This is a genomic window from Mycobacterium nebraskense (genome assembly GCF_002102255.1).
Lineage (GTDB): Bacteria > Actinomycetota > Actinomycetes > Mycobacteriales > Mycobacteriaceae > Mycobacterium > Mycobacterium nebraskense.
In genome coordinates this window covers 155159-179239 of sequence record NZ_LQPH01000066.1, presented here as the reverse complement: position 1 = coordinate 179239, position 24081 = coordinate 155159, and the positions used below count along the sequence as shown (strand labels likewise).

At 66.8% G+C, this 24081-nt stretch carries 29 protein-coding genes and 1 pseudogene; 18 read left to right on the top strand and 12 right to left on the bottom strand.

What is annotated here, in order from left to right:
- Positions 1–147 precede the first annotated feature (147 nt).
- The 3 genes from AWC17_RS07240 to AWC17_RS07230 are packed head-to-tail and all read left to right on the top strand — an operon-like array spanning position 148 to position 1557.
- Complete coding sequence (locus tag AWC17_RS07240) at positions 148–468, top strand: metal-sensitive transcriptional regulator (RefSeq protein ID WP_046183524.1); 321 nt, start codon at positions 148–150, stop codon at positions 466–468.
- Positions 469–496: 28 nt separating this feature from the next.
- Positions 497–1111 carry a mycothiol-dependent nitroreductase Rv2466c family protein gene (locus AWC17_RS07235; RefSeq protein WP_046183523.1) on the top strand — a complete coding sequence of 205 codons (615 nt, stop codon included), beginning with the start codon at positions 497–499 and terminating at the stop codon, positions 1109–1111.
- A gap of 44 nt (positions 1112–1155) precedes the next feature.
- Positions 1156–1557, top strand: a complete 402-nt coding sequence (locus AWC17_RS07230; RefSeq protein ID WP_046183522.1) for a DUF302 domain-containing protein — start codon at positions 1156–1158, stop codon at positions 1555–1557.
- A 23-nt stretch (positions 1558–1580) separates the two neighbouring features.
- Here AWC17_RS07230 and AWC17_RS32580 read toward each other — a convergent pair whose 3' ends face one another.
- Positions 1581–1754 carry a hypothetical protein gene (locus AWC17_RS32580; RefSeq protein ID WP_167385553.1) on the bottom strand — a complete coding sequence of 58 codons (174 nt, stop codon included), beginning with the start codon at positions 1752–1754 and terminating at the stop codon, positions 1581–1583.
- Between the two features lie 183 nt (positions 1755–1937).
- On the opposite strand from AWC17_RS32580, the gene AWC17_RS07225 reads away from it, so the two are divergent.
- The gene (locus tag AWC17_RS07225; protein WP_046183521.1) at positions 1938–2393 is read left to right on the top strand and encodes a MaoC family dehydratase; all 456 of its coding nucleotides are present in this window, start codon (positions 1938–1940) and stop codon (positions 2391–2393) included.
- An 84-nt stretch (positions 2394–2477) separates the two neighbouring features.
- Here AWC17_RS07225 and AWC17_RS07220 read toward each other — a convergent pair whose 3' ends face one another.
- The 3 genes and pseudogenes from AWC17_RS07220 to AWC17_RS07215 all read right to left on the bottom strand — a co-directional run bounded on the left by AWC17_RS07220 (position 2478) and on the right by AWC17_RS07215 (position 5127).
- The gene (locus tag AWC17_RS07220; RefSeq protein ID WP_046183538.1) at positions 2478–3773 is read right to left on the bottom strand and encodes an acyl-CoA dehydrogenase family protein; all 1296 of its coding nucleotides are present in this window, start codon (positions 3771–3773) and stop codon (positions 2478–2480) included.
- An 81-nt stretch (positions 3774–3854) separates the two neighbouring features.
- Positions 3855–3956: pseudogene (locus tag AWC17_RS31960) on the bottom strand (ANTAR domain-containing protein); the annotation flags it as partial.
- 76 nt (positions 3957–4032) lie between these two features.
- Entirely contained in the window at positions 4033–5127 is a 1095-nt protein-coding gene (locus AWC17_RS07215; protein WP_047322398.1) for a F420-dependent hydroxymycolic acid dehydrogenase, read from the bottom strand.
- Positions 5128–5196: 69 nt separating this feature from the next.
- Here AWC17_RS07215 and AWC17_RS07210 point away from each other — a divergent pair, with 69 nt between their 5' ends.
- On the top strand, positions 5197–5802 hold the full coding sequence (locus tag AWC17_RS07210; RefSeq protein ID WP_046185858.1) for a GNAT family N-acetyltransferase: 606 nt from the start codon (positions 5197–5199) through the stop codon (positions 5800–5802).
- Positions 5803–6152: 350 nt separating this feature from the next.
- On the opposite strand, the gene AWC17_RS07200 is transcribed toward AWC17_RS07210, so the two are convergent.
- A complete protein-coding gene (locus AWC17_RS07200) occupies positions 6153–6800 on the bottom strand; it encodes a TetR family transcriptional regulator (protein WP_197083481.1) in 648 nt (215 codons plus the stop codon).
- A gap of 97 nt (positions 6801–6897) precedes the next feature.
- Between AWC17_RS07200 and AWC17_RS07195 the strand changes: the two genes are divergently transcribed.
- The 4 genes from AWC17_RS07195 to AWC17_RS07180 are packed head-to-tail and all read left to right on the top strand — an operon-like array spanning position 6898 to position 10752.
- Entirely contained in the window at positions 6898–8016 is a 1119-nt protein-coding gene (locus AWC17_RS07195) for a ferredoxin reductase (protein WP_046185856.1), read from the top strand.
- Between the two features lie 15 nt (positions 8017–8031).
- Entirely contained in the window at positions 8032–9138 is a 1107-nt protein-coding gene (locus AWC17_RS07190) for a fatty acid desaturase family protein (RefSeq protein ID WP_046185855.1), read from the top strand.
- 46 nt (positions 9139–9184) lie between these two features.
- Positions 9185–9709 carry an SRPBCC family protein gene (locus AWC17_RS07185; protein WP_197083480.1) on the top strand — a complete coding sequence of 175 codons (525 nt, stop codon included), beginning with the start codon at positions 9185–9187 and terminating at the stop codon, positions 9707–9709.
- Positions 9709–10752: an LLM class flavin-dependent oxidoreductase gene (locus AWC17_RS07180; RefSeq protein WP_046185854.1), complete on the top strand. Its 1044-nt coding sequence runs from the start codon at positions 9709–9711 to the stop codon at positions 10750–10752. Before AWC17_RS07185 ends, AWC17_RS07180 begins: the two co-directional genes overlap by 1 nt.
- A gap of 73 nt (positions 10753–10825) precedes the next feature.
- On the opposite strand, the gene AWC17_RS07175 is transcribed toward AWC17_RS07180, so the two are convergent.
- Complete coding sequence (locus tag AWC17_RS07175; RefSeq protein WP_046185853.1) at positions 10826–11938, bottom strand: DUF1214 domain-containing protein; 1113 nt, start codon at positions 11936–11938, stop codon at positions 10826–10828.
- Entirely contained in the window at positions 11935–12522 is a 588-nt protein-coding gene (locus tag AWC17_RS07170) for a TetR/AcrR family transcriptional regulator (protein ID WP_047322395.1), read from the bottom strand. The genes AWC17_RS07175 and AWC17_RS07170 overlap by 4 nt, the downstream gene beginning before the upstream one ends.
- A gap of 28 nt (positions 12523–12550) precedes the next feature.
- Between AWC17_RS07170 and AWC17_RS07165 the strand changes: the two genes are divergently transcribed.
- Both AWC17_RS07165 and AWC17_RS07160 read left to right on the top strand, forming a co-directional pair.
- On the top strand, positions 12551–13786 hold the full coding sequence (locus AWC17_RS07165) for a sulfotransferase family protein (RefSeq protein WP_046185499.1): 1236 nt from the start codon (positions 12551–12553) through the stop codon (positions 13784–13786).
- Between the two features lie 29 nt (positions 13787–13815).
- Complete coding sequence (locus AWC17_RS07160) at positions 13816–14706, top strand: alpha/beta fold hydrolase (RefSeq protein ID WP_046185498.1); 891 nt, start codon at positions 13816–13818, stop codon at positions 14704–14706.
- 117 nt (positions 14707–14823) lie between these two features.
- Here AWC17_RS07160 and AWC17_RS07155 read toward each other — a convergent pair whose 3' ends face one another.
- Together AWC17_RS07155 and AWC17_RS07150 are read right to left on the bottom strand one after the other, a co-directional pair.
- Positions 14824–15036, bottom strand: a complete 213-nt coding sequence (locus AWC17_RS07155) for a TOBE domain-containing protein (RefSeq protein WP_007167199.1) — start codon at positions 15034–15036, stop codon at positions 14824–14826.
- A gap of 39 nt (positions 15037–15075) precedes the next feature.
- The gene (locus AWC17_RS07150; protein ID WP_046185497.1) at positions 15076–15687 is read right to left on the bottom strand and encodes a TetR/AcrR family transcriptional regulator; all 612 of its coding nucleotides are present in this window, start codon (positions 15685–15687) and stop codon (positions 15076–15078) included.
- Positions 15688–15820: 133 nt separating this feature from the next.
- Between AWC17_RS07150 and AWC17_RS07145 the strand changes: the two genes are divergently transcribed.
- The gene (locus tag AWC17_RS07145; protein WP_046185496.1) at positions 15821–17182 is read left to right on the top strand and encodes a cytochrome P450; all 1362 of its coding nucleotides are present in this window, start codon (positions 15821–15823) and stop codon (positions 17180–17182) included.
- Between the two features lie 11 nt (positions 17183–17193).
- On the opposite strand, the gene msrA is transcribed toward AWC17_RS07145, so the two are convergent.
- On the bottom strand, positions 17194–17706 hold the full coding sequence (msrA, locus tag AWC17_RS07140) for a peptide-methionine (S)-S-oxide reductase MsrA (protein WP_046185495.1): 513 nt from the start codon (positions 17704–17706) through the stop codon (positions 17194–17196).
- A 90-nt stretch (positions 17707–17796) separates the two neighbouring features.
- Here msrA and AWC17_RS07135 point away from each other — a divergent pair, with 90 nt between their 5' ends.
- From AWC17_RS07135 to AWC17_RS07120, 4 genes are read left to right on the top strand one after another with little or no spacing between them, the layout of a single operon-like run.
- The gene (locus AWC17_RS07135) at positions 17797–18303 is read left to right on the top strand and encodes a nuclear transport factor 2 family protein (protein WP_046185494.1); all 507 of its coding nucleotides are present in this window, start codon (positions 17797–17799) and stop codon (positions 18301–18303) included.
- On the top strand, positions 18300–19325 hold the full coding sequence (locus AWC17_RS07130) for an NAD-dependent epimerase/dehydratase family protein (RefSeq protein WP_046185493.1): 1026 nt from the start codon (positions 18300–18302) through the stop codon (positions 19323–19325). The genes AWC17_RS07135 and AWC17_RS07130 overlap by 4 nt, the downstream gene beginning before the upstream one ends.
- 18 nt (positions 19326–19343) lie before the next feature.
- Positions 19344–20159, top strand: a complete 816-nt coding sequence (locus AWC17_RS07125) for a class I SAM-dependent methyltransferase (protein WP_046185501.1) — start codon at positions 19344–19346, stop codon at positions 20157–20159.
- Positions 20160–20218: 59 nt separating this feature from the next.
- Complete coding sequence (locus AWC17_RS07120) at positions 20219–20599, top strand: DUF427 domain-containing protein (protein ID WP_046185492.1); 381 nt, start codon at positions 20219–20221, stop codon at positions 20597–20599.
- Here AWC17_RS07120 and AWC17_RS07115 read toward each other — a convergent pair.
- A complete protein-coding gene (locus AWC17_RS07115; protein WP_046185491.1) occupies positions 20596–20994 on the bottom strand; it encodes a nuclear transport factor 2 family protein in 399 nt (132 codons plus the stop codon). The two genes, AWC17_RS07120 and AWC17_RS07115, sit on opposite strands and share 4 nt — an antisense overlap.
- A 51-nt stretch (positions 20995–21045) precedes the next feature.
- On the opposite strand from AWC17_RS07115, the gene AWC17_RS07110 reads away from it, so the two are divergent.
- Together AWC17_RS07110 and AWC17_RS07105 are read left to right on the top strand one after the other, a co-directional pair.
- Complete coding sequence (locus AWC17_RS07110; protein ID WP_047322389.1) at positions 21046–21957, top strand: DNA-3-methyladenine glycosylase family protein; 912 nt, start codon at positions 21046–21048, stop codon at positions 21955–21957.
- A gap of 93 nt (positions 21958–22050) precedes the next feature.
- Positions 22051–22596, top strand: coding sequence for a Dps family protein (locus AWC17_RS07105; protein WP_046184559.1), 546 nt, complete (start codon positions 22051–22053; stop codon positions 22594–22596).
- On the opposite strand, the gene AWC17_RS07100 is transcribed toward AWC17_RS07105, so the two are convergent.
- A complete protein-coding gene (locus tag AWC17_RS07100) occupies positions 22593–24044 on the bottom strand; it encodes a chloride channel protein (protein WP_046184547.1) in 1452 nt (483 codons plus the stop codon). The genes AWC17_RS07105 and AWC17_RS07100 overlap by 4 nt on opposite strands.
- Between the last annotated feature and the right edge of the window lie 37 nt (positions 24045–24081).

Sequence of the window (24081 nt, the reverse complement as noted above, 5' to 3'; positions counted from 1 at the left end):
TGAGGGTCAGCAGGCACACGCCGCACGTGACCGCGGGACTGGGGACCCGCGAACCGTCGCTTACTCCGCGGATCAAGTTATACCATACCCCCTGGGGTATCAAGCCGCGGGCATACCATACCCCGCCGGGTATGGTATGAAGGAATCATGGCAAACGAAGTTCGCGGCGGTTCGCCGCTTCAAGCCGGCGTCGCCAGCCACGATCCCGGCGACATGGACGCCGTCCTCGCCCGGTTGCGACGAGCGCACGGTCAGCTCGGAGGCGTCATCGCGATGATCGAACAGGGGCGCAGCTGTAAAGACGTCGTTACCCAGCTTGCCGCGGTGTCGCGGGCGCTGGATCGCGCCGGCTTCAAGATCATCGCCTCGGGGCTGCGCGACTGCATCACCCGGCCGGAGGCCAGTCCCGCTGACGGGCCGGCCATGTCGATCGATGAGCTGGAAAAACTGTTCCTAAGCCTGGCCTGACGGCCGGCGCCTACGAAAGGGAAGAGCAATGGACCCCGCCGACAGTGGTCGAGCTGGATCGAAGGTGACCCTGTGGTTGGACCCGGTGTGTCCGTTCTCGTGGAACACCGCACGCTGGCTGCGCGCGGTCGCCGAAAAGACCGGCATGGCCCTCGATTGGCAGCTGATGAGTTTGGCGGTGCTCAACGCGGGGCGCGAACTCCCGCCCCCTCAGCAGGCACGCATGCGCGACTCGCAACAAGTGGGCCGGCTGATGGCCGCCATCGCGCGGGAACAGGGCGCCGCCGGGTGGACCGACGCGTACTTCGCCTTCGGTGAGCGGTACTTCGACCGCTCCGAAACCCTCGACGCCGGTCTCGTCGCCCACGTCTTGGCCACGGTGGGCGCGCGCGACACCACCGCTGAGGCCATTGCAGACGAATCCGTGGATGAACTCGTGCGGCAGGCGCACCAGGCCGGACAGGATGCGCTCGGTGAAACCGGGGGCAGCCCGATTGTGCGGATCGACGGGCATGCGTTCTTCGGGCCGGTCCTGACCGCGGTACCCGATCCGGAGGCCTCGATCGCACTGTTCGAAGCGGTCACGACTCTGGCCGCGGTTCCCCAGTTCGCCCAGCTGCAACGACCGCGCACAGCGGCCTAGCGCCGGGCATTTAGCTCGTTGGACACTGAAAGAGGAGGAAAGAAATGACATCAGGATTGAGCACGACGTTGCACACCTCGTTCGAGGAAGCGGTGAAACGGACCACCGAAGCTCTGGCTGAACAGGGTTTCGGCGTGCTGACCACGATCGACGTCAAGGCCACGCTGAAGAAAAAGCTCGGGGAGGACATGGAGGACTACCTCATCCTGGGCGCCTGCAACCCGACTTTGGCGCATCGCGCCCTGGGCATCCACCGCCAGATCGGCCAATTACTACCGTGCAACGTGGTGGTGCGAGCCGACCCTGATGGCTCGGGCGATGCGGTTCTCGTCGAGGCGATGGATCCACAGCTGATGGTCAAGGTGACCGGCGAGCAGGGGGCCTTGCAGGATGTCGCGGACCAGGCCACCGCCAAACTGCAAGCCGCGATCGGCGCGCTCGGATAGCTGACTCCTGCCGGCCCGGGTTGTCAGCCTTGCCGGCTGCGCGCTTCGGCACCCGTTTCCCCGGCATCGAACGTGTCGTCGGAGCCGGCCGCTCCGACATACGAGCCGTCGGTCTCACCGGCGGCGGCGCGGGAGCGGGATTCGTGCGTTTCGGGTTCGACGTCTGACTCGGCTTTGTGGCCCTTACCTTCTGGCATGTTTTCCTTCCATGCAGTTCGCAGCGTTCAGGTAGGGATTCCCATGCTCGTCGCCGTGAAACCCGCTCGCCGCGAAGCTCCCGCACTCACCGGCGACTAGCCCCACGGAACCGCTTGGGCCGGATGGCGATGCCCGATGCCTTCGGCGCTATTGTTACCAGCCGAAGCCAAGGAGAAACCTCAATGCGCACCTTCGAATCAGTAGCCGACCTCGCGGCCGCCACCGGCCAAACCATCGGGCACAGCGACTGGGTGACCATCACCCAGGAAGACGTCAACCTGTTCGCCGACGCGACCGGCGATCACCAGTGGATCCACGTCGACCCGGAACGCGCGGCCGCCGGTCCGTTCGGCGGGACGATCGCCCACGGTTTCATGACCCTGGCACTGCTGCCGCGCCTGCAGCACCAGATCTACACCGTCAACGGCATCAAGCTCGCAATCAACTACGGCCTCAACAAGGTTCGCTTCCCCGCTCCGGTTCCGGTCGGCTCCCGGGTGCGTGCGCAGACGTCGCTGGTCAGCGTCGACGACGTCGGAAACGGTGCCGTGCAGGCGACCATGTCGACGACCGTCGAGATCGAAGGGTCGCCCAAGCCGGCCTGTGTGGCCGAGAGCATCGTCCGCTACATTTCGTAGCCTGACGGCCCGCGAGACTTAAACCACGGCGACGCTTTTCGGCGTGTCGTGTGCATGGTTTCAGTGTCTTGGCGGCGGAGCGGGTCAGAATTCCGCGACGGAATGCTCGAGCCGCTCGGCCAGTCGCGCCTGCGCCTCCGCGCGCCGGGTGGGTATGTGCGCGGACGGGAATGGCGTTGTCACCGCCTGATATTCGCGTAAGGTGCGGCGGGCCACCGTCATCTTGTGCAGTTCGGTGGCGCCGTCGGCAATGCCCAGTGACTCGGCGGCCACCATCATTTTGACGAACGGCATCTCGTCGGAGACGCCGAGCGCGCCGTGCAGGTGCATTGCCCGTTGCGCGACATCATGCAGCACCTGCGGCATAGCGACCTTCACCGCCGCGATGTCGCGACGCACTTTCTGGTAGTCGTGGTGCTTGTCGATCAACCACGCCGTGCGGAGCACGAGGAGCCGGAATTGCTCGATCTGGATCCAGCTGTCGGCGATCTTCTCCTGCGTCATCTGGAAGTCGGACAGATGGCCGTGCCGGGTCCTGCGAGACACCGCCCGCTCGCACATCATGTCGAATGCCTTGCGCGCCAACGCGATCGTGCGCATCGCATGGTGGATGCGGCCGCCGCCGAGTCGGGTCTGCGCGATCATGAACGCCTGACCCTCGCCGCCGAGGACGTGATCGGCCGGTACCCGCACGTCGTTGTAGCGGACGTAGCCGTGCGAGCCATGCTTTCCCGACTCGCCTCCCACCCCGACGTTGCGGATGATCTCGATGCCCGGCGTCTCGCCCGGAACGATGAACAGCGACATCTTGTCGTACGTACGAGCGTCGGGTTTCGTTACCGCCATCACGATGAAAAACGACGCGTGCTTGGCGTTACTGGAAAACCACTTTTCGCCGTTGATGACCCAGTCGTCGCCGTCGCGGGTCGCGCCCGTCACGAACATCCCGGGATCGGAACCGCCCTGCGGTTCGGTCATCGAATAGCACGAGGTGATCTCGCCGTCGAGCAGCGGCTGCAGGTAGCGGGCCTTCTGTTCGTCGGTGCCGAACAGCGCGAGAATCTCGGCGTTGCCCGAGTCGGGCGCCTGGCAGCCGAACACCGACGGTGCCCAGCGCGAGCGGCCGAGGATCTCGTTGAGCAGCGCGAGCTTGACCTGACCGAAGCCCTGGCCGCCGAGCTCCGGCCGCAGGTGCGCGGCCCACAGCCCCTGGTCCTTCACCTGCTGCTGCAACGGCCGCAGGATCGCCATCATCTCGGCGTTCTTCTTGTCATAGGGGTCGAGGGCGACCAGATCGAGCGGTTCGAGCTCGTCGGCCATGAACTTTTCGACCCAGTCGAGCTTTGCCTGGTACTCCGGGTCTGTTTCGAAATCCCACACGGTGGCCACCCGTTCCCCGGCGCAGCGTTGCGCCGGACTCGTCGATGAAGCCACCTCATCGTAGATGGCCGCGGCGGAGGTTCAGTCGTCGCTGCGGGTATCGATGACGCGCTGCGCGATGTCGATGAGCTTGACCTGACTCTCCTGGGACAGCCGGCGCAGCAGGTCGAACGCTCGCACGTCGTGCGTCACGCGGCCACCTTTCGGCGGCGCCTGAGGGCCGGCGGTCCAGAAGTTGCTTCCGCCGTCTGCATTCGAACTAGTGCAACTTCGGCAAGACGTTGGTGCGGTAGAACTCGATTGCCGTCAGCGGATTGCTTTGGGGGAAATGCAGAAACGGCACGGCGCCGGCGTCCAGGACCGCTTGCACTGCCTTGATGTGCGGCGCGGGGTCGGTGCCCACGGTCCAATTGGCCAGCACCTTGTCGATGGGATTGATCTGTGCGGCGCGCTGGATTTCGACCGGGTTCGGCTGGTCGACCGCGCCGGCGGTGAAGCGCCACAAGCCGGCGGCGGTGGCGGCTTCGGCATTGTCGCCGACGACCGCGAACAACTCGGCGCGCTTGCCCAGGCTGCCCGGGTCGCGGCCGGCGACCCGCGCGCCGGCGTTGAATGCGGCCAGCAGCGTGGGGTTCGTGACATCCCGGGATTGACCGATCCACCCGTCACCGTATTGGCCGGCCATTGTCGCGCTCTTGGGTCCGCTGGCCGCCACGAAGATCGGCGGCGGCGCGGACGGCGCGTCGTAGAGTTTCAACGCGTTGGTCTGAAAGTAGCGGCCGGCGAACGAGGTTCGCGATCCGCTCCACAACTGGCGGATCAGGCTGATGGCCTCGATCAGGCGATCGTGGCGCTCGGTGTACTTGCCGAACGCGTTGGTGGCCGCCTGTTCGTTGAGCCGTTCTCCGGTGCCGACACCCAGAAACACCCGTCCGGGGCTGAGGATCGCCAGCGAGGCAAAGGCCTGTGCCACCACGGCCGGGTGATACCGGTAGGTGGGGCAGGTCACCCCGGTGCCGAACGTGATCCGGCTGGTGGCGTTGCCCACTAGTGCCAGGGTCAGCCAGGGGAACATCGAATGGCCCTCGTTGTCCTGCCACGGCTGGATGTGGTCGCTGGCCCAGACGTATTGAAAGCCCGCCTGTTCGGCCGCCTGCGCGTGTGCCACCAGCTGGTCGGTGCGGAACTGCTCGTGCGAGAGCACGACACCCACTCCCTTGGCCGCGGGCGGGGGCGGGGCAGTGGGTGTGGTGTGGTCGGTCGACCGCGAACAACCGGCGGGAAGTCCGGCGGTGCCGAGCATGCCCGCACCGGCGGCCATCCGCCCGAATGCGCGACGCGAAACGCCGGTCACCGACGTAAAGTTACCCCTCCGCTCCGGCGATGACACCCAAGACGTGGGTCACCCGCTAGCCTGACTCGGGTGACTCCCCAGACCCGTCCGGCGCGGAAGGCTGATCTCCGTGAGCTGTCGCGCACGCTGGGCCGGGCCTTCCACGACGACCCGGTGACGACCTGGCTGCTGCCCGATGAGAGGGCAAGGACCGCGCACCTGCACCGGTTGTTCGCGACGATGACACGCCACCATCATCTGGGATGCGGCGGAGTCGAGGTGGCCTGCGACGGCCCGGGCATCGGGGCGGCGGCCCTGTGGGATCCGCCCAATCAGTGGCGCGAGACACGCCTGGGTGAACTGGCGATGATCCCGACGTTTCTGCGGGTGTTCGGCCTGCGCACGGCCAGGGCACGCGGTCTGCAGGAGCTGATGAAACGCATGCATCCCGAAGAGCCGCACTGGTATCTCGCCGTGATCGGGAGCGACCCTTCGGTCCGCGGGCAGGGCTTCGGGCAGGCGCTGATGCGGTCGCGGCTGGATCGCTGCGAAGCCGAATACTGTCCGGCCTATCTCGAGTCGAGCAAGGCCGAAAATGTGCCGTACTACGAACGTTTCGGTTTCACGGTGACCCGCGAGATCGTGTTGCCCGACGGCGGCCCGACCATGTGGGCGATGTGGCGGTCGCCGCGGTAGCGAGGCGTTTAGACCCCCAATCTGGGGGCAACCGTTGTCGCATGAGCGAAAACCCTCAGGCCGACGAGCTCGTGGACCCGCCCGAGGGCTGGAGCGAAGCGAACCGGTACGGCATGACCGCGCGGGAAGAGCGCGAGGGCGAATCCCTGGATGCCCGGCTCGCCGAAGAGGAGCCCGACGTCTCACCCGACTCCCCAAAGGAGGTGGCTGGTGCTGACGGTCCGCCCCCGACGACGGCCAGTCGCTGTACGAGGTCGTCGACGAGAACGGTGCGCCGGACTTCACCCAGACGACGGAGTGAGCCAGCCAGTGTTCGACTGTTCACTTTGCGCGCGGCAAGCGAACGGCTGCTAGGGGCTGCTCTTCCAGCCGGCGATGCCGATGGCGATCATCCGCAACTGCTTGACGGCGATCCGCCGGATGTCCTCCATCGCCTCGGCGCTTTGCGCGTCCTCGATGGCCTCCGCAATGACGATCATCGCGTTGACGAACAGGGTCGCCAGCACGTTGAGATCCTCGGTGGTCCACTCGTGCAGCCGCGGAAAGCGAGCCAGGTCGGTGGCCAGCTCGGAGGTGATCAGCCGGATCTCGGTGCGGATGGCGTAACGCAGCACGCTGAGCCCGCTGTTGCGTTCGCGTGCGATGAATCGCCAATGTTCCCGCCGCTGCGCGACACTGGCGACCAGGATTTCGACGGACGATTCGATCACCCGATTCGGATCGAGCTTGCCGACACGCGCGTCACGCAGGGTGTCGCGCAAGCTTCGGAATGACTCGTCGATCAGGACCAGCCCTAGGGCCTCCATCGACTCGAAGTGGCGGTAGAACGCCGCCGGCACGATCCCGACCTCACGGGTCACCTCGCGCAGGCTCAGGCTGGAAAAGCTGCGGTCCTGCAGCAGCTTGAGCGCCGCGGCGATGATCGCGCGACGGGTCGCCTCTTTGCGCTCCTCGCGCGACCGGCTTTCGCGTGTGCGCTCGCGACCAGAACTGCGCACCCGTGAGCTAGGAGTACGGCTGTTCACTATGTGAACCCTACCACAGACCTGCAGTAAACCCTTGACGGACTGGGTGGTGCGGCCGCACGGTGTACATATGTTCACTCAAATGGCTCAGACTTCTGGTCGGGCCCTCGCTCGGACTTTTCGGAAGCGAGTCTTGGGTTCCGACCTTCTCGACCTACTCACCGGCCCGCACGGCGTCGACCGTTACACCGAGCTGGTGGCGCCGACCTGGACGCTGGGGGAGGCCCGCGCCAAGGTGATCGACGTGCGCCGCACCACTGCGCGCAGCGTCACCCTCACCCTGGCCCCGAACGAGAGCTTCACGTCCGCCTGGACCGTCAAGGCCGGCCAGTACGTCAACCTCACCGTAGAGATCGACGGCCGCCGGCACACCCGCTGCTACTCGCCGGCGAACGCCGAGGGGACCGCCAACCTCGAGCTGACGATCGGTCAGCACGACGGCGGGCTGGTCTCGAACTATCTGTACGAGCGCGCCCGCCGCGGCATGGTGGTCGGTTTGGCGGGTGCCGGCGGCGACTTCGTGTTGCCGGCGCTGGGGGCACCTCCCGCTTGCGGGGGACGACCGCGGCGGATCTTGTTCGTCTCCGGCGGAAGCGGCATCACACCGGTAATGGCGATGCTGCGCACCCTGGTCGCCGAGGGTCACCCGGGCGAGATCGCGTTCATCCATTACGCCCGCACGGCGGCCGAAGCGTGCTACCGCGACGAGCTGGCAACCCTGCCTGGCGTCCGCGTGCTGCACGGCTACACCCGATCCGGCGGCGGCGACCTCGCCGGTCGATTCGGCGCCGCACATCTGGAGGCCGCGATGCCGTCACCCGATGCGGTGTTCGTCTGTGGGCCACCGCCCTTGGTTGACGCCGTCCGGAACCACTGCAACACCGTCTACACCGAGAGCTTCGTGCCGCCGTCGTTCGAGGCACCGGCCAATTCCTCGGGTGGACGGGTTACCTTCTCCGGCAGCGGGGTCGACGTCGTCGACGACGGACGCTCCCTACTGGAACAGGCGGAATCGGCCGGCCTGTCACCGGAAAACGGCTGCCGGATGGGCATCTGTCACACCTGTACGCGGCGGAAAAACGCCGGAACGGTACGCAACCTGATCACCGGCGCGGTCTCGACCGTCCCCGACGAGGACGTGCAGATCTGCGTGTCCGTCCCGGTCGGCGACGTCGATCTATCGCTTTAAAGGAGAGAAAAAGCCATGACACAGAACAAGCTCACCCTGACCCCCGAACAGGCTGACGCATTCGGCCGCGAGCTGGACGCCATCAGGGAGCGCGTGATGGCCGGCCTGGGCGCAGAGGACGCCGACTACATCCGCCGGGTCATCAAAGCCCAGCGCGCGCTGGAAGTCGGCGGACGCGCTCTGCTGTTCCTGCCGCCCGCCTGGCTGCTCGGAACGACGATGCTGGGGCTGTCAAAAATCCTGGACAACATGGAGATCGGCCACAACATCATGCACGGTCAATACGACTGGATGCGTGACCCGACGATCTCCGGCCGGTCCTTCGAGTGGGACACCGCGTGCCCGGCCGATCAGTGGCGCTATTCGCACAACTACATGCACCACACCCACACCAACATCGTGGGGATGGACCGCGACATCGGTTACGGCATTCTGCGGATGAGCGAAGACCAGCGCTGGCAGCCGTACTTCCTCGGCAACCCGCTCTACGCCTTCTTGCTGATGGTGCTCTTCCAGTACGGCGTCGCGCTGCACGAACTGGAAACCGAGCGCATCCGCTCCGGCGAAATCGAGCTCGCCGACAAACGCGACGTGCTGCGCGCGATCTGGAAGAAGACGCGGCGGCAAACGCTCAAGGACTACGTGGCCTTCCCGTTGCTGGCCGGTCCCTTCGCGCCGTTCGTCTTCGCGGGCAACCTCTCGGCCAACCTGATGCGCAACGTGTGGTCGTACATGATCATCTTCTGCGGTCACTTCCCGGACGGCACGCAGGAGTTCACCGTCGAAGAGACCAAGGACGAGTCCCGTGGTATGTGGTACTTCCGCCAGGTCCTCGGTTCGGCAAATCTGACTGGCGGCAAGCTGTTTCATCTGCTGTCCGGCAACCTGTCTCATCAGATCGAGCACCACCTGTTCCCGGACATGCCGGCGCGCCGCTACGCCGAGATCGCGCCCGAGGTGCAAGCGATCTGCGAGCGTTACGGCATCCCCTACAACAGCGGGCCGCTGCTGCGCCAGTTCGGCACCGTCGTCCGCAAGATCGTTCGGCTGACCTTCCCGGACTCGGTGCTCCGGAAGCCGACGAACGACCGGTCGGCCGATCCGGTGCCCGCGGCCGCCTGACGGTCGCCCATGTCCCCCGCGCACGGGGCATTGCGCGCGGGGGACAATGGGCTGCGTGGAATGGACCGGCGCGCGCTATGCGGACAAACCGACCGTGGAGGCATCGACGTGGATCGATGCGGATCCGGCCCGGGTGTGGAGCCTGGTTTCCGACATCAAGCTGATGCCGACGCTGAGCAATGAGCTGCAAGCCGTGGAGTGGGCCGAGGGCGCCGACGCCCCGCGCGTGGGCGCCCGGTTCGTCGGACACAACGAGCACGACGCGTTCGGGCAGTGGAGCACCACCTCGCAGATCGTTGCGTGCGACGAGCCACGTGAATTCGCTTGGGCCGTAGGCGAACCCGACGACCCCGCGGCGATGTGGCGGTTCCGGCTGACGCCCCGCGATGGCGGCACGGCGCTGAGCTACTGGATGCAGATGGGACCGGGACGTTCTGGACTATCGGTGGCGATCGAATCGATGCCCGACAAAGAGCAGAAGATCGTCTTCGTGCGGATGCGCGAGTTCGAGGCCGCCATCGGCAAGACACTCGCGGCAATCAAGAGGCTGGCCGAGCACGGGGTGCGCTGATGCGCACCGCGACGACGGTAGAGTTGTCCAGCGCCGGTGGTGAAACCGCCGCCTTCGTCGTCGAGGCGGAGAAGCTGGGCCTCGATGTGTGCTGGGTGGCCGAGGCCTGGGGTTCCGACGCGCCGTCTGCGCTGGGCTATCTTGCGGCGAGGACCGAACGGATCCTGCTGGGCTCAGGCATTCTGCAGGTCGGCGTTCGCTCGCCCGTCATGGTCGCCCAGACCGCCATCACGCTGTCCAACCTATCGGGCGGGCGTTTCCTGCTCGGGCTGGGCGCGTCCGGCCCGCAGGTGATCGAGGGCTTGCACGGCGTCTCGTTCAGCAGGCCCCTGGCGCGCATCTCCGAAACCGTCGACATCGTGCGGCAGGTATTCACCGGAGGCAAAGTCTCCTACTCCGGCAAGCAGTTTCAGATCCCGCTCCCCGGCGGCGAAGGGGTGCCGATGCGGTTGTCGACGCGGCCCGAGCATCCCATCCCGATCTACCTGGCCGCGCTGTCACCCGCGATGCTCCGGTTGACGGGGCGGGTCGCCGACGGGTGGCTGGGCACCAGTTTCCTCCCGGAGGGCGCCGGCGACGCCTATTTCTCTCATCTCGACGAGGGCCTGGCCGCCGCCGGGCGCAGGCGCGCCGACGTCGACATCTGCCAGGGTGCCGAAGTCGCCTTCGCCTCGGACGAGGAGGACCTGCGCGGCATGGTCGCCGGGCGCAAGAAGGAGCTCGCCTTCAGCCTCGGCGGGATGGGGTCATCGAGCACGAACTACTACAACCAGGCTTACAGCCGGCAAGGCTGGGCCGACATCGCCGCCGAGGTGCGCGAGCGCTGGCAGCGGGGTGACCGCGAGGGCGCGGCCGCATTGGTCACCGACGACATGGTGTTGGCCACCACGCTGATCGGGACCGAGGAGATGGTGCGTGCCCGGCTTACGGTGTGGCGAGATGCGGGCGTGAACACCGTGCGGCTGTATCCGGCCGGCGACACGCTGGAGGCGAAGCTTCACACCCTCGGCCGGGCCATCGAGTTGGTTCGGGCGGTCGGCTGAGTCTCGACTGGGAGGGTATGGACGAATTCAAGGCGGTTCGCGTACGTGGGCCACACACTCGGCGGTCGGGGCGTTAGCTCACCGCGGTCGGGGCGTCGGCCGCCTTCACCAGTTCCACCTCCGGCCGCGCCGGCAACCCGTCGGCCAGGAACCACCGGAAGGCGAGGTTGCCGCGCGGATAGTCCAGCGTGGTCAGCGAATTCGGGTGGGCGGTCATTCCGCGGGACAAGACGATCGTCACGGAGCCGTCGCTGTTGAGTGCGGCGCTGTGGCCGTTGATCGAGCAGCGGGCGTCGGGGCCCTCGGAGGCGCCGAAGGTGGCCATGAATTGGTTCCACACCACCAGGTTCCAGAACCGGCATGGGGGAGGCCGGTGCGTGATGACCAGCGCTTCGTCGTCGTCGAGCACGAAGCTGCCGTAGGAGTAGCAGGCGTCGCGCGCCGACCAACCGAAGTTGGCATCGGGGACCTGATAAGGATCGGCGAATGCGTTTGCGGCGTGCGCGGTTTCGTGCCCGAGCGCATGCCCGTCGTCCACGCGCGTCCCGACGGCCAGCGGCACGATGGCGAACATGGTGCGCAGCCAGGTCGCGACCGCGCGCAGGCTCGCGGCCGTCTCGGCGTCGCCGTGCCGTATCGGGTCCGGCTCGTCGAGCGCCTCGATCCGCCAGGTGACGGGGCGGCCCGTCAGCGGGTCGGCCTGGTAGTCGCGGGTCATCAGCACGGCGGCGTCGGGCGTGGGGCCGAGTTCGAAGGCGAAGTTGCCGTCCGCGTCGACGTCGAGGTCGCTGTCGCGGACGATCGCGACGACCCGGTCGGACCACGCGCCCGGTGACGGCTCGTTGTAGGCGGTCACCGAAAAGTACACGCTGTCACCTTTATTGCCGCTGATGCGGTAGCGGCGCTTCGGATCGACCGGACACATGAAGTAATAGGCATCGGTGTTGTCGCCGCCCCAGCGACGGTCGCGGCGGAACGGCGTGTTCACCGCGACGAACTGGGGCCGGCCGGGCTCGACGAAGAGGTAGGTGTCGAAGGCCACGCCGAGCGTGCTGGCGAGCATGCGGTAGCCGTCCGCGATGTGGCGGTCGTCGGTCACCGCCCGGTCGCCCTCCAGGAAGGAGCGGTCCAGGGTGCCCAGCGTGCCGAGCAGCTCCTGCCATGCGGCCGTCGTTTCGTGCGTCATGCGCTGATTCCCTTCAGGAGCAACGTGGTTGTGCGATCGACCCAGGCTTCCCCAAGCCCCGAGTCGAGTTCGGGGGCGCGGGTGAGCAAGCCCATCAGTGTGATGCCGGCGATGGCATCCGTTAGTTCGGTGGCGGTCACGTCGGGCCGGACCTCGCCGCGTCCCGCGGCGCGCTCGAGCAACTCGGCGAGGCCGCCGCCGATGACGCCGGCGAACCGCTCCAACAGCGCCGAGTGCAGGGTCGGGTCCGCGGCCATCTCGCCAACCAGCCCGGGCAAGGCCGCCCTAGCGGCCGGTGTCGTCAGGAAAGCCATTGAGCGACGGACCATTTCGCGTAGGTCGTCGGGCAATGACCCGGTATCGGGCAGCTCGGTCGCGGCGCCGATGGGGAACACCGCCTCGTGAACGAGGTGCGCTTTGCTCGGCCAGCGCCGGTAGATCGCGGGCTTGCTGGTGCCGGCGCGTTCGGCGATCGCGGAGACCAACAGCCCGGCATAGCCGGTTTCGGCCAGCAGTTCGACGGTTGCGTTCAGCACCGCGCCGTCGATGCGTGGGTCACGAGGTCGGCCAAAATCCACTACCATTACGAAACTGAGAGTAACATAAGTCGCCGTGACCGACGCCGTTCGCCTTGACGACCTAGCCTCTCCGCGCTTCAGCCCCGAGGCCCAGCAACTCCTCGACATGATGGCCACGCTCGCGCCGGACTGTCCGTTGGACGCCGACGCGCTGCACGTGCGCGCCGCCGCGGACACCGGCCTGGACGACTTCGGCGCGAGCGACTATCGCGAGCGGCTCGAGGTCTACCTCGCGGCGTTGCGCGACATCGACGGGCTGCACGGGGCCGGAGTTGTGAACTTCTACGGACAGCTGCTGCAGTTGCTCAAGAACCGGCTGTTGCTGACCGACCTGTTGCGGCGGCATCCCGAGATCGACGACATCGAGCTGCAACCGCCGGTGGTGATCGCCGGGCTGCCCCGCACCGGCACCACCCACCTGCACAACCTGCTGGCGGCGCCGCCCACCTTTCGCACCATGCCGTACTGGGAAAGCGTCGAACCTTTCCCGCTGCCGGCCGAGGCCGGCGTCGAGCCGGATCCGCGGCGGGCGCGGATGGACGTCGCGGTCGGCTTGATCAACACCGTGATGCCCCATTTCCCGCTGATGCACGAGATGACCACCGAGCACGTCCACGAAGAGATCCAGCTGCTCGCCAACGACTTCTCGACCATGCTCTTCGAGACGCTGGCCGACGTGCCCCGCTGGCGTGCCTACTACCAGGCCCACGACCAGACGCCGCACTACGAGTACCTCGCCCGGCAACTCAAGGCCATGCAGTTCTTGCGGGGCGGGCGGCGCTGGCTGCTCAAGTCGCCGCAACACCTTGAGCAGGTTCCGGTGCTCGATCGGGTATTCCCCGGCAGCATCGTCGTTTTCACGCACCGCGACCCCGTGCCGGTCGCGTTGTCGATGATCGCGATGATCACGTACTCCGCGCGCATGCACCGGTCGCCGGTGCCGGTGCCGGAGATTGCGGCGTCGTGGATCGACCGCCTGGAAGACATGCTTTCCGCACTCGTCCGCGACCGGGAAACCATCGGTCCGGAACGCTCGATCGACATCCGTTTCGACGACTTCATGTCCAACGAAATCGGCGTCGCCGAGCGGGTGTATGCCCTGGCCGGCGAGCCGTTCACCGACGAAGCCCGAACCGCGATCGCCGACTACCTGGCGGTCCACCGTCGTGGCCGGCTGGGGAACGTTGCGACGTCGTGCGAGATGTTCGGGTTGGCAGAGGCCGATCTGCGTCGCCGCTTCGCGCCGTATGTCAAGCGCTTTCTGGCCTAACCCGCGGCAGCCCGCTACCTTCTCAAAGCATGGTCACTATGCCCGCGCTGGACGGTGTCGAACACAGGTATGTGGATTTGGGAAGCGGTGTGACGATTCATGTCGCGGAAGCGGGTCCGGCCGACGGGTCGGCGGTGATGCTGGTGCACGGTTTCCCCCAGAACTGGTGGGAATGGCGCGAGCTGATCGGCCCGTTGGCCGCCGACGGCTACCGGGTCCTGTGCCCCGACTTGCGCGGCGCCGGCTGGAGTTCGGCGCCCCGCTCGAGTTACACCAAGGCCGAGATGGCCGATGATCTGGCCGCCGTCCTGGATCACTTGAATGTGAAGACGGTCAAGCTCGTTGCCCACGACTGGGGCGGACCGGTCGCGTTCATCATGATGCTGCGCCACCCGGAGAAAGTGAACGGGTTCTTCGGGGTGAACACGGTGGCACCGTGGGTGAAGCGGGGTCTGTCGACAGTCCGCAATATCTGGCGGTTCTGGTATCAGATCCCGATTTCGTTGCCGGTCATCGGTCCGCGGGTGATCAGTGATCCCAACTCACGGTTCGTCCGCCTGTTGGGTTCGTGGGTCGGCGCCGGCTTCACGCTGCCCGACGAGGACGTTGCCATGTACCTCGAATGCATGCGCCAGCCCGGCCATGCGGAAGCCGGTTCCCGGTGGTATCGCAGCTTCCAGACCAAAGAGATGATGCGCTGGATGCGCGGCGAGTACGACGACGCCCGCGTCGAGGTACCCGTCCGCTGGCTGACCGGCACCGAAGACCCGGTGATCACGCCCGATCTGACCGACGGATATGCCGACCACATCAGCGATTTCAAGGTGGAGCTGGTCGACGGCGTCGGCCACTGGATCGTCGACCAGCGTCCGGAGCTGGTGCTGGATCGGGTCCGGGCCTTCCTGCACGGCGAAACATAAACCGTTGCACGCCATTCCGGCGTGTCATCGCAACTGGTCATGTGTCGCGGGAGTCCGGTGCCGTCAGGGCCGGACGAGGATGCGGATGGGTTCGGCGCGCATCGTCATCGCCATGAACTAGTCGACGCCGATGGTGACTTCCGTGGACTTGATGAACACGGTCGCGGGCTGCCCGACCTTGAGCCCGAGATCGGTTGCGGCGTCCTTCGTTACAGAGGACGTGACGACTTGATCGCCGCCGTCGAGCTTGACCTTCACGATCGCCATGACGCTGCCGAGGTCGACCTCGGTAATGGTCCCTTTGAGTTGGTTTCGGGTCGACAGCCGCATCGCAAGGTCCTCCGTCTGGTTGGGGGTCTGCGACCGAGCCTAGTGTCGCGGGCCGAGCAGGGCTATGGAGGCGTCGACAGCCGGCTCGACGATTCCCCGCACCGGTTTTCCGTCTTCGACGGCGAGGGCCGTGAGTTCGCGCAAACCGCCAAGCAAGATGACGGCCAGCGGGGCGGTTAGCGGAGGCAGCTCGGCCCGCCGGAATCCGGGGCTGGCGCTCAGGTCGATCAGCAGGCTGGACAGCAGCTGCAGCCCGCGGCGCTGCACCTGGCGGGCGGCGGCGCCGAGCGACGGAAGTTCCCGAATCCAGCTGAGCGTGATGGCCGGGCGGGACTCGATGTAGCTGACATACGCCTCGACGGCCTGACGAATCTGCTGATGCCAATCGGCCTCGGGATTGACCGCCGCCGTGATGCACTCGCCGAGCTGTTCGATGTCGGACCCCAGTAGCTCCAGGAAGCACTCTTCCTTGCTCGCGAACTGGTCGTAGAAGGTGCGCTTGGACGTCCGAGCGTGACGGACGACATCGGCGACGGTGCTGGCGCGGTAGCCGTGCTCGGCGATCGAGGTGGCGAGGCCGTCGAGCAGCCTGAGCCGGAACGGGTCGCCGAGAACCGCTTCGTCAGGCGTTACTGTCGCCGCTGAGGTCACGGCCGGCGCCCCCTTTCGGTAGGTACGGCACCCTTGTCAGGCCTGGTACTACAGAGTACCGTAACTCCGGAAGGTTCTGGTACACCGCGGTACCACCCCGGTATTCGGGGCCAGATATGGGGAGCAGCCCGCCATGAGTGAAGTAGTCACCGCCCCACCGGCAACCGCCGCCGTCAGGTTGCCCCCCGCGACAAGGCTTCCGAAGGTGTTGCAGGGTTTAGGTTTTGCGGTATCGCGGCGGGGGATGATTCAGCGGCTGGCCCGCCGGCACGGCGACGTCTTCACGCTGAACCTGCCCATGTACGGCCGGGTCGTGGTGGTCGGCGACCCGCAACTGGCCAAGCAGATCTTCACCACCAGCCCTGACGAGCTCGGCAACATCCAGCCCAACCTGAGCCGGCTGTTCGGCTCCGGCTCTGTGTTCGCGCTCGACGGGGAGGACCACCGCCGGCGGCGGCGGTTGTTGGCGCCGCCGTTCCACGGCAAGAGCATGAAGAAATACGAGGCGATCATCGAGGAAGAGACCCTGCGGGAGACCGCCGGCTGGCCGGAGGGCGAGGCCTTCGCGACGTTGCCGTCGATGATGCGTATCACGCTCAACGCCATCCTGCGCGCCGTCTTCGGTGCCGAAGGCGCCGAACTCGACGAGCTGCGCCGGCTCATTCCGCCGTGGGTCACGCTGGGCTCGCGAATGGCGACGATGCCCAAACCGCGACGTACTTACGGGCGCTACACCCCATGGGGGCGGCTGGACGAGTGGCGCCGCCAGTACGACACCGTCATCGACAGGCTGATCGAAATCGAGCGGGCCGATCCGAACTTCGACGAGCGCAGCGACGTGCTCGCACTGATGCTGCGCAGCACCTACGACGACGGTTCGGCCATGTCGCGCAAGGACATCGGCGACGAATTGCTCACGTTGCTGGCCGCCGGCCACGAGACAACGGCCTCCACGCTGGCCTGGGCGTTCGAGCGGCTGACGCGGCACCCGGATGTGCTGGCGGCTCTGGTCGAGGAGGCCGACAATGCCGGTCAGGATGCCGGTCAGGATGCCGGTCAGGATGCCGGTCAGGAGCTGCGTCAGGCGACCATCCTGGAAGTCCAGCGGGCCCGGACCGTCATCGATTTCGCCGCCCGGCGCGTCTATCCGGCGCGCTATCAACTCGGGGAGTGGGTCATTCCCCGCGGCGAATCAATCCTGGTGAGCATCGCGCAGATCCACGAAAACCCCGACGTCTTCCCGAATCCGGAGCGTTTCGACCCGCAACGGTATGTCGGAACCAAGCCGTCGGCCTTCGCGTGGATCCCGTTCGGCGGGGGCACCCGTCGCTGTGTGGGGGCGGCCTTCGCGAACATGGAGATGGACGTCGTGCTGCGAACCGTGTTGCGCCACTTCACCATCGAGACCACGACGGCACCGGGGGAGCGGTGGCACGGCCGGGGCGTTGCCTACACGCCGAAAGATGGCGGCCGGGTCGTGGTGCACCGGCGCTGAGCCGGGGCAGCCTACTGGTCGGCGGTGGCCCGGCGCGGCAGTTTCCAGCCCGGACGGATGTAGTGGCAGGTGTACCCGTTCGGGTAGTGCTGCAGGTAGTCCTGGTGCTCGGGCTCGGCCTCCCAGAAATCTCCGGCGGGACTGACCTCGGTCACGACCTTGCCGGGCCATAACCCGGACGCTTCGACGTCGGCGATGGTGTCCAGGGCGATTCGCTTCTGCTCCTCGTCGAGGTAGAAAATGGCCGACCGGTAACTGGGGCCGCGGTCGTTGCCCTGGCGGTCCTTCGTTGTCGGATCGTGGATCTGGAAGAAGAACTCCAGCATGGTGCGATAGTCGGTGACCGCTGGGTCGTAGACGATCTCGATGGCCTCGGCGTGCGTGCCGTGATTGCGGTAGGTCGCATTCGGCACGTCGCCGCCGGTGTAACCGACGCGAGTCGAAACCACCCCCGGCTGCTTGCGGATGAGTTCTTGCATCCCCCAGAAACAGCCGCCGGCAAGTATCGCTTTTTGGGTTGCCATCGCTCGTCCTCCTAACCGGGCACGGTGCCGCCCAGGCTACACTCCGCCGGTGAGCCGCAGTGTCGCGACGATTTCGGGAAGTGCCGCAACATGACAACGCAAGAGTTCTCCCGCAGCGAACTGTCCACCGCCTTCGAGAAGTTCGAGCAGACGGTGGCCCGGGCCGCCGAAACGCGCGACTGGGATGCCTGGGTCGAGCAGTACACGCCCGACGTCGAGTACATCGAGCATGCCGCAGGTACCATGCGGGGCCGCGACGAGGTCCGCGAGTGGATCAAGCGCACGATGACGACCTACCCCGGCAGCCACATGGTGTCTTTCCCCTCGCTGTGGTCGGTCATCGACGAGTCCACCGGGCGCATCATCTGCGAACTGGACAATCCCATGCGCGACCCGGGTGACGGGAGCGTCATCAGCGCGACCAACATCTCGATCGTCACGTATGCGGGGGATGGTCTGTGGCGCCGTCAGGAAGACATCTATAACCCGCTGCGTTTCCTGCGGGCCGGGATGAAGTGGTGCCGCAAGGCCCAGGCGCTGGGCACGCTCGACGAAGACGCCGCGCGGTGGATGCAGGAAAACGGAGGATCTCAGTGAGCACCAAACCCAAATTGGTCATCGGCGCCAACGGTTTTCTGGGTTCGCACGTCACCCGCCAACTCGTGGCCGACGGTTTCCAGGTGCGGGCAATGGTGCGCCCGAATGCCAACACCCGCTCCATCGACGACCTCGAGCTGACCCGGTTTCACGGGGACGTTTTCGACGACGCCACGTTGCGCGAGGCGATGGACGGTGTCGACGACGTCTATTACTGCGTCGTTGACACCCGCGCATGGTTGCGCGACCCGTCGCCGCTGTTTCGCACCAACGTCGAAGGGCTGCGCAACGTTCTCGATGTCGCCGTCAACCAACCCGACCTGCGCAGGTTCATCTTCACCAGCACCTACGCGACGGTGGGCCGGCGACATGGGCACGTGGCGACCGAGGAAGACGTGATCAACCCGCGGGGACTGACTCCCTACGTGCAGTCCCGGGTGCAGGCCGAAAACCTGGTGATGCGGTACGTGGCCGAGGCCGGGTTGCCCGCCATCGCGATGTGCGTGTCGACGACCTACGGCAGCGGCGACTGGGCCGGCACGCCGCACGGTGCCTTCATCGCCGGCGCGGTCTTCGGCAAGCTGCCCTTCGGAATGAACGGCATCCAGCTGGAAGTGGTCGGCGTCGACGACGCCGCCCGGGCCATGATCCTGGCGGCCGAACGCGGGCGCGTCGGCGAGCGCTACCTGGTCTCCGAGCGGATGATCGCGTTGAACGACGTCGTACGCATCGCGGCCGACGAGGCCGGAGTTCCGCCGCCGCAACGCTCGATTTCGGTGCCGATGCTCTACGCCCTTTCCGCGCTGGGCAGTCTGAAGGCCCGGCTCACCGGCAAGGACTCCGAACTCAGCCTCGCGTCGGTGCGCATGATGCGCGCCGAAGCCGACGTGGACAGCAGCAAGGCAAAGCGGGAATTGGGCTGGCAGCCGCGCCCGGTCGAGGAATCGATTCGCGAAGCGGCCCGCTTCTGGGCCGCCATGCGGACCCCGCGAAAGGCCAGTCCGGCCGCGCAATCCGAATAGGCCCGGCCCGTGGACCGGATACGCGTCGATCTCCAGGGGCCGCCGCAGACGATGCTGGCGACGCTGTACGCCAAAGCATTGGACGCAGACGCTTCCCCGTCGATCCTCGGCGACCACTACGCGAAGGCCGCCGTGGCGCGCATCGAGTACGACTGGGAGACAACGACCATCGATGCGCGGCGGGCGCCGTCGGTCGCTGTTCGCAGTAAACACTTCGACAACTGGGCTCGACAGTTCCTGGCCGTGCATCCCGAGGCGGTCGTGCTGCATGCGGGCTGTGGTCTGGATGCCCGGGTGTACCGCCTGGATCCACCGCCCGGGGTGCGGTGGTACGACGTCGACTATCCGGAAGTCATCGGCCTGCGCGAACGGCTGTACCCCGGCCGACCGGGCTATCGCATGCTGCCCGCCTCGGTGACCGATCCGTCCTGGCTGGCCGAGATACCGGCCGACCGGCCGACTCTGTTCATTGCCGAGGGCCTGACCATGTACCTGACGAAGGACGACGGGCTGGCGTTGCTTCGCCGCGTCGTCGATCGATTCCCGTCGGGCGAACTGCAGTTCGACGCCTTCAATACCTTCGGGATTCGCACGCAGGTGATCAACGCGGTGGTCCGTCGCTCGGGGTCGAAACTGCACTGGGGGATCGACGGGCCCGGCGACATCGTCGACGCCGTTCCCGGGGTGCGCCTGCTGGCGTGGGAGTCGGTCTTCGACAGCGACACCTTCGACCTGGTCTCGCCACTCGCGCGTCGGGTGGGCAAGGTGATGGCGAAGGTGCCGACGTTACGGACGATGGCGCAGTATCACCGCTACGCGTTCGGGCCACCCTGATCGGGAAGTGTCGGGCCCTCGCTCGTGTTGAACTCTCTATCGGCGTCTAGGAGGAGACCATGAGCCACCCCGAAATCAAAGAACCCAGCGCGGGCCACCCGATCACCATCGAGCCGACGAAGGGGCGGGTACAGGTCCGCGTCAACGGCGAGCTGGTCGCCGACACGACCGCCGCCCTTGAATTGCGCGAAGCCACTTTGCCTGCGGTGCAATACATTCCGATGAGCGACGTGGTGCAAGACCGGCTGACCCGCACGGACACCAGCACGTACTGCCCCTTCAAGGGGGAGGCCAGCTATTACAGCGTGACCAGCCCGGCGGGTGACACCGTCGAGGACGTGATCTGGACCTACGAGCAGCCCTATCCGGCGGTTGCGGCGATCGCCGGGCATGTCGCCTTCTACCCGAACAAGGCCGAAATCAGCGTCTCGGGTTCCTAGAAAATCCACCCCGGGAGCGCGGCCTCGTGTGCCCGGGTGTCGCTATATAGCCGCATCGAGACGATCAACCCGTCGCGGGTGTCGAAGATGCAGACGAACGGACTGTCGTATTCGACGCCGCCGACGGTGGTGCCGCTGGCCTGCGCCTCGACCACCACGGTCTCCCCCTCGTTGACACAGCGCACCAGGTCGATGGTCAGCTCGAGTTCTTGCTTGCGTCGCTCGACCGCCCGCCGAAAGGTTTCCTTGTCGCAGGAGGCGCGCGTGAAGAGCGTCCAGTAGGTGAAGTCGTCGCTGAGCAGCGCGAAGCCCTCGTCGAGGTCGCCCCCCTCGCTCGTACTCTGGAGGAACATCCAAGCCAGTTCGCCCTGCGGGTCATCGAACGGCGTCATCACATCGCAATACTGACTTGGCACATCGTTAACGGTCAATCGGAGAGTTGTTCGGTGGAGAGCGCGCGCACTGTCACGTTCCCCGGGGCGGTCAGCTTCGGGCACACGTTGGCACCGCTTCGCCGTGGTCTCGGGGATCCTTGTTTCCGGGCGGCCGGTGACGGCACGATCTGGCGGACCAGCCTGTTGCCTACTGGACCCGTCGCCGCCCGGATCAGCCGGGCGGCCGCCAACGCCGCCCATTGCGTGGCATGGGGTAGCGGGGCGCCGGAGTTCGTCGAACGGCTGCCCGCGATGCTGGGCTTCGACGACGACGCTTCGGATTTCGTGCCCCGGGACCCGACCGTTGCCGCCGCGCACCGGCGGGTGCCGCACTTGCGTCTGGGCCGTACCGGGCTTGTGCTGGAGGCTCTCATCCCGGCGATCATCGAGCAGCGGGTGCCCGGTGCCGACGCGTTTCGGTCGTGGCGGCTGCTGGTGTCCAAGTACGGCTCACCGGCGCCGGGACCGGCGCCGGTGAGGATGCGGGTGCCGCCATCGGCCGAAGTGTGGCGGCACATCCCGTCGTGGGAGTTCCATCGCGCAAATGTCGACCCGAGGCGCGCGCAGACCCTGGTGACGTGCGCCCGACGGGCCTCATCGCTGGAACGGCTGGCATCCCGTCCGGCCGCGCAGGCCCGCGAGGCGTTGATGTCGTTGCCGGGGGTGGGGGAATGGACCGCCGCCGAAACCGCGCAACGGGCGTTCGGGGACGCCGACGCCCTGTCGGTGGGCGACTACCACATCCCCAAGATGATCGGCTGGACGCTGATCGGCGCCCCGGTCGACGACGCGGGCATGCTTGAGCTGCTCGAGCCGATGCGACCACATCGCCACCGAGTGGTTCGGTTGCTCGAGGTCAGCGGGCTGGCATACGAACCCCGGCGGGGCGCCCGGCTACCGGTGCAGCACATCGGCGAGCTCTAAACGTGGTCATGGCCTCGCCGGGGCCGGGTTTTCGGCACCGGCCATCGGGTAACCCACTCCGGAGACGTGACGCGTGCGAAACGGAGGAAATCGATGACACAGTTCACCATCCCGGGGCTCACCGACAAACAGGGAGTGCGGCTGACCGAACTGCTGCAAAAACAACTGAGCACCTACAACGACCTTCACCTGACGCTCAAACACGTTCACTGGAATGTGGTGGGGCCCAACTTTATTGGCGTGCATGAGATGATTGACCCGCAGGTCGAGGCGGTGCGCGGTTTCGCCGATGACGTCGCCGAGCGCATCGCGGCCCTCGGCGGGTCGCCGCAGGGTACGCCGGGAGCGATCATCAAAGACCGTACCTGGGACGACTATTCAGTCGGCCGCGATTGCGTCCAGGCTCACCTGGCCGCGCTCGACCTCGTCTACACCGGGGTCATCGAGGACACCCGCAAGTACATCGAGGAGACCGAGGAGCTCGACCCGGTCACCCAGGACCTGTTGATCGATCAGGCTGGGAACCTGGAGAAGTTCCAGTGGTTCGTCCGCGCGCACCTGGAGAGCGCGGGCGGGAAGCTGACCCACGAGGGCTCGTCCACCGAGAAGGACGCCGCCAATAGCGCGCGCAGTTCCTAGTGGTCGTCCTTGACGCGGCGTTCGCGCTCGGCCGCGGCGGTCTCGCGGTTCAGGCGCTGTGACTCGTAGATGGTGACGTTGGTGCGTGACATCAGCAACGCCGCGATGCCGGCGGAAAGGATCGCGCCGGGCACGACCGAGAACGAACCGGTCATCTCGGCGACCATGATCATGATCGCGAGTGGCGCCCGCGCGACGCTGCCGAAGCACGTCATCATTCCGACCACGACGAAGATTCCGGGATCGTGCGGCACGCCGGGCAGACCGGACAGCTCGCCCAGCCGCCAGACCGCTGCCCCGACGAAGGCGCCGATCACGATCCCCGGCCCGAAGAGGCCGCCGGACCCGCCGGTGCCGATCGACAGCGACGTGGCGACGATCTTGGCGATCGGCAGCACGACGACGACCCACAACGGGATGCCCAGCAGCGAACCGCGGTCGGCCGCCAGCTGCGCCCAGCCGTAGCCGCTGCTGAGGATTTGGGGAATCAGCAGCCCCAGCAGTCCGACCAGGAGTCCGCCGATCGCCGGCTTGAGCACCGGGCCGCCCGGCAGCCGGCGGGTGAGCCGCACCGCGGCGTGGAAGGTGCGGGCGTACAGATAGCCGACCGCGAAAGCGGCCAGGCCGATGACCACGAACCACAGCAGCGGCCATGCCCTCTCGAAGCGGTACTCGGCGTCGATGTACCCGAACAGCGGATCGAAACCCAGGAACGCGCCGAGTACCGCGTAGGCCGTGCCAGAGGTGATGAATCCGGGCAACAGGCAGCGATAGTCGAAATCGTCGCGGTAGGTGATCGACGCGGCCAGCACCGCCCCACCGAGCGGCGCGGCGAAGATCGCCCCGATGCCGGCCCCGATGCCCAGCGCCACGGCGATCCGGCCGTCCTCATCGGACAGGTGGAGCCGCCGCGCGAGCAACGAGGAGAAGCCGGCCGAGATCTGCGCCGTCGGGCCCTCCCGCCCGGCCGAACCGCCCGACCCGATCGTCAGCGCGCTGGCCACCATCTTGACCAGCACCGCCCGGAAGCGGATGGCGCGCGGATCGCCGTGCACGGCTTCGATGGCCTGGTCGGTGCCATGGCCGGTGGCCTCCGGGGCGAGCTTGGCGACGATGAAGGCCGAGAGCAACGCTCCACCCGTCGTCACCAACGGGATCGCCCACGCGCGGCGAAAACCGGAATCTCCGCGGGCGCCGCCCTCACCCACGGGCGTCGGGATGTGGTAGCCGCCTAGATAGCCGAGCAGGAACTCGCCGGTGTACCTGAGCGCCAGATAGAAGACGACGGCTCCCAGGCCGGCGACGAGGCCGATCGTGACGCCCAGCAGCAACCACCTCTGCAGGTAGCCGGACTTCCTGATCCTCGCCCCGAATCGTCCGCCGGCGCTGGGAGCGGAGGCCGCTGGGGTCTCAGTGGGCTGGGGTTCGTCGTCCGTCTGGTCGGTCACGGCGCGGAGCCCCCGCGCGGCGGCGGCTCCGCTTCCC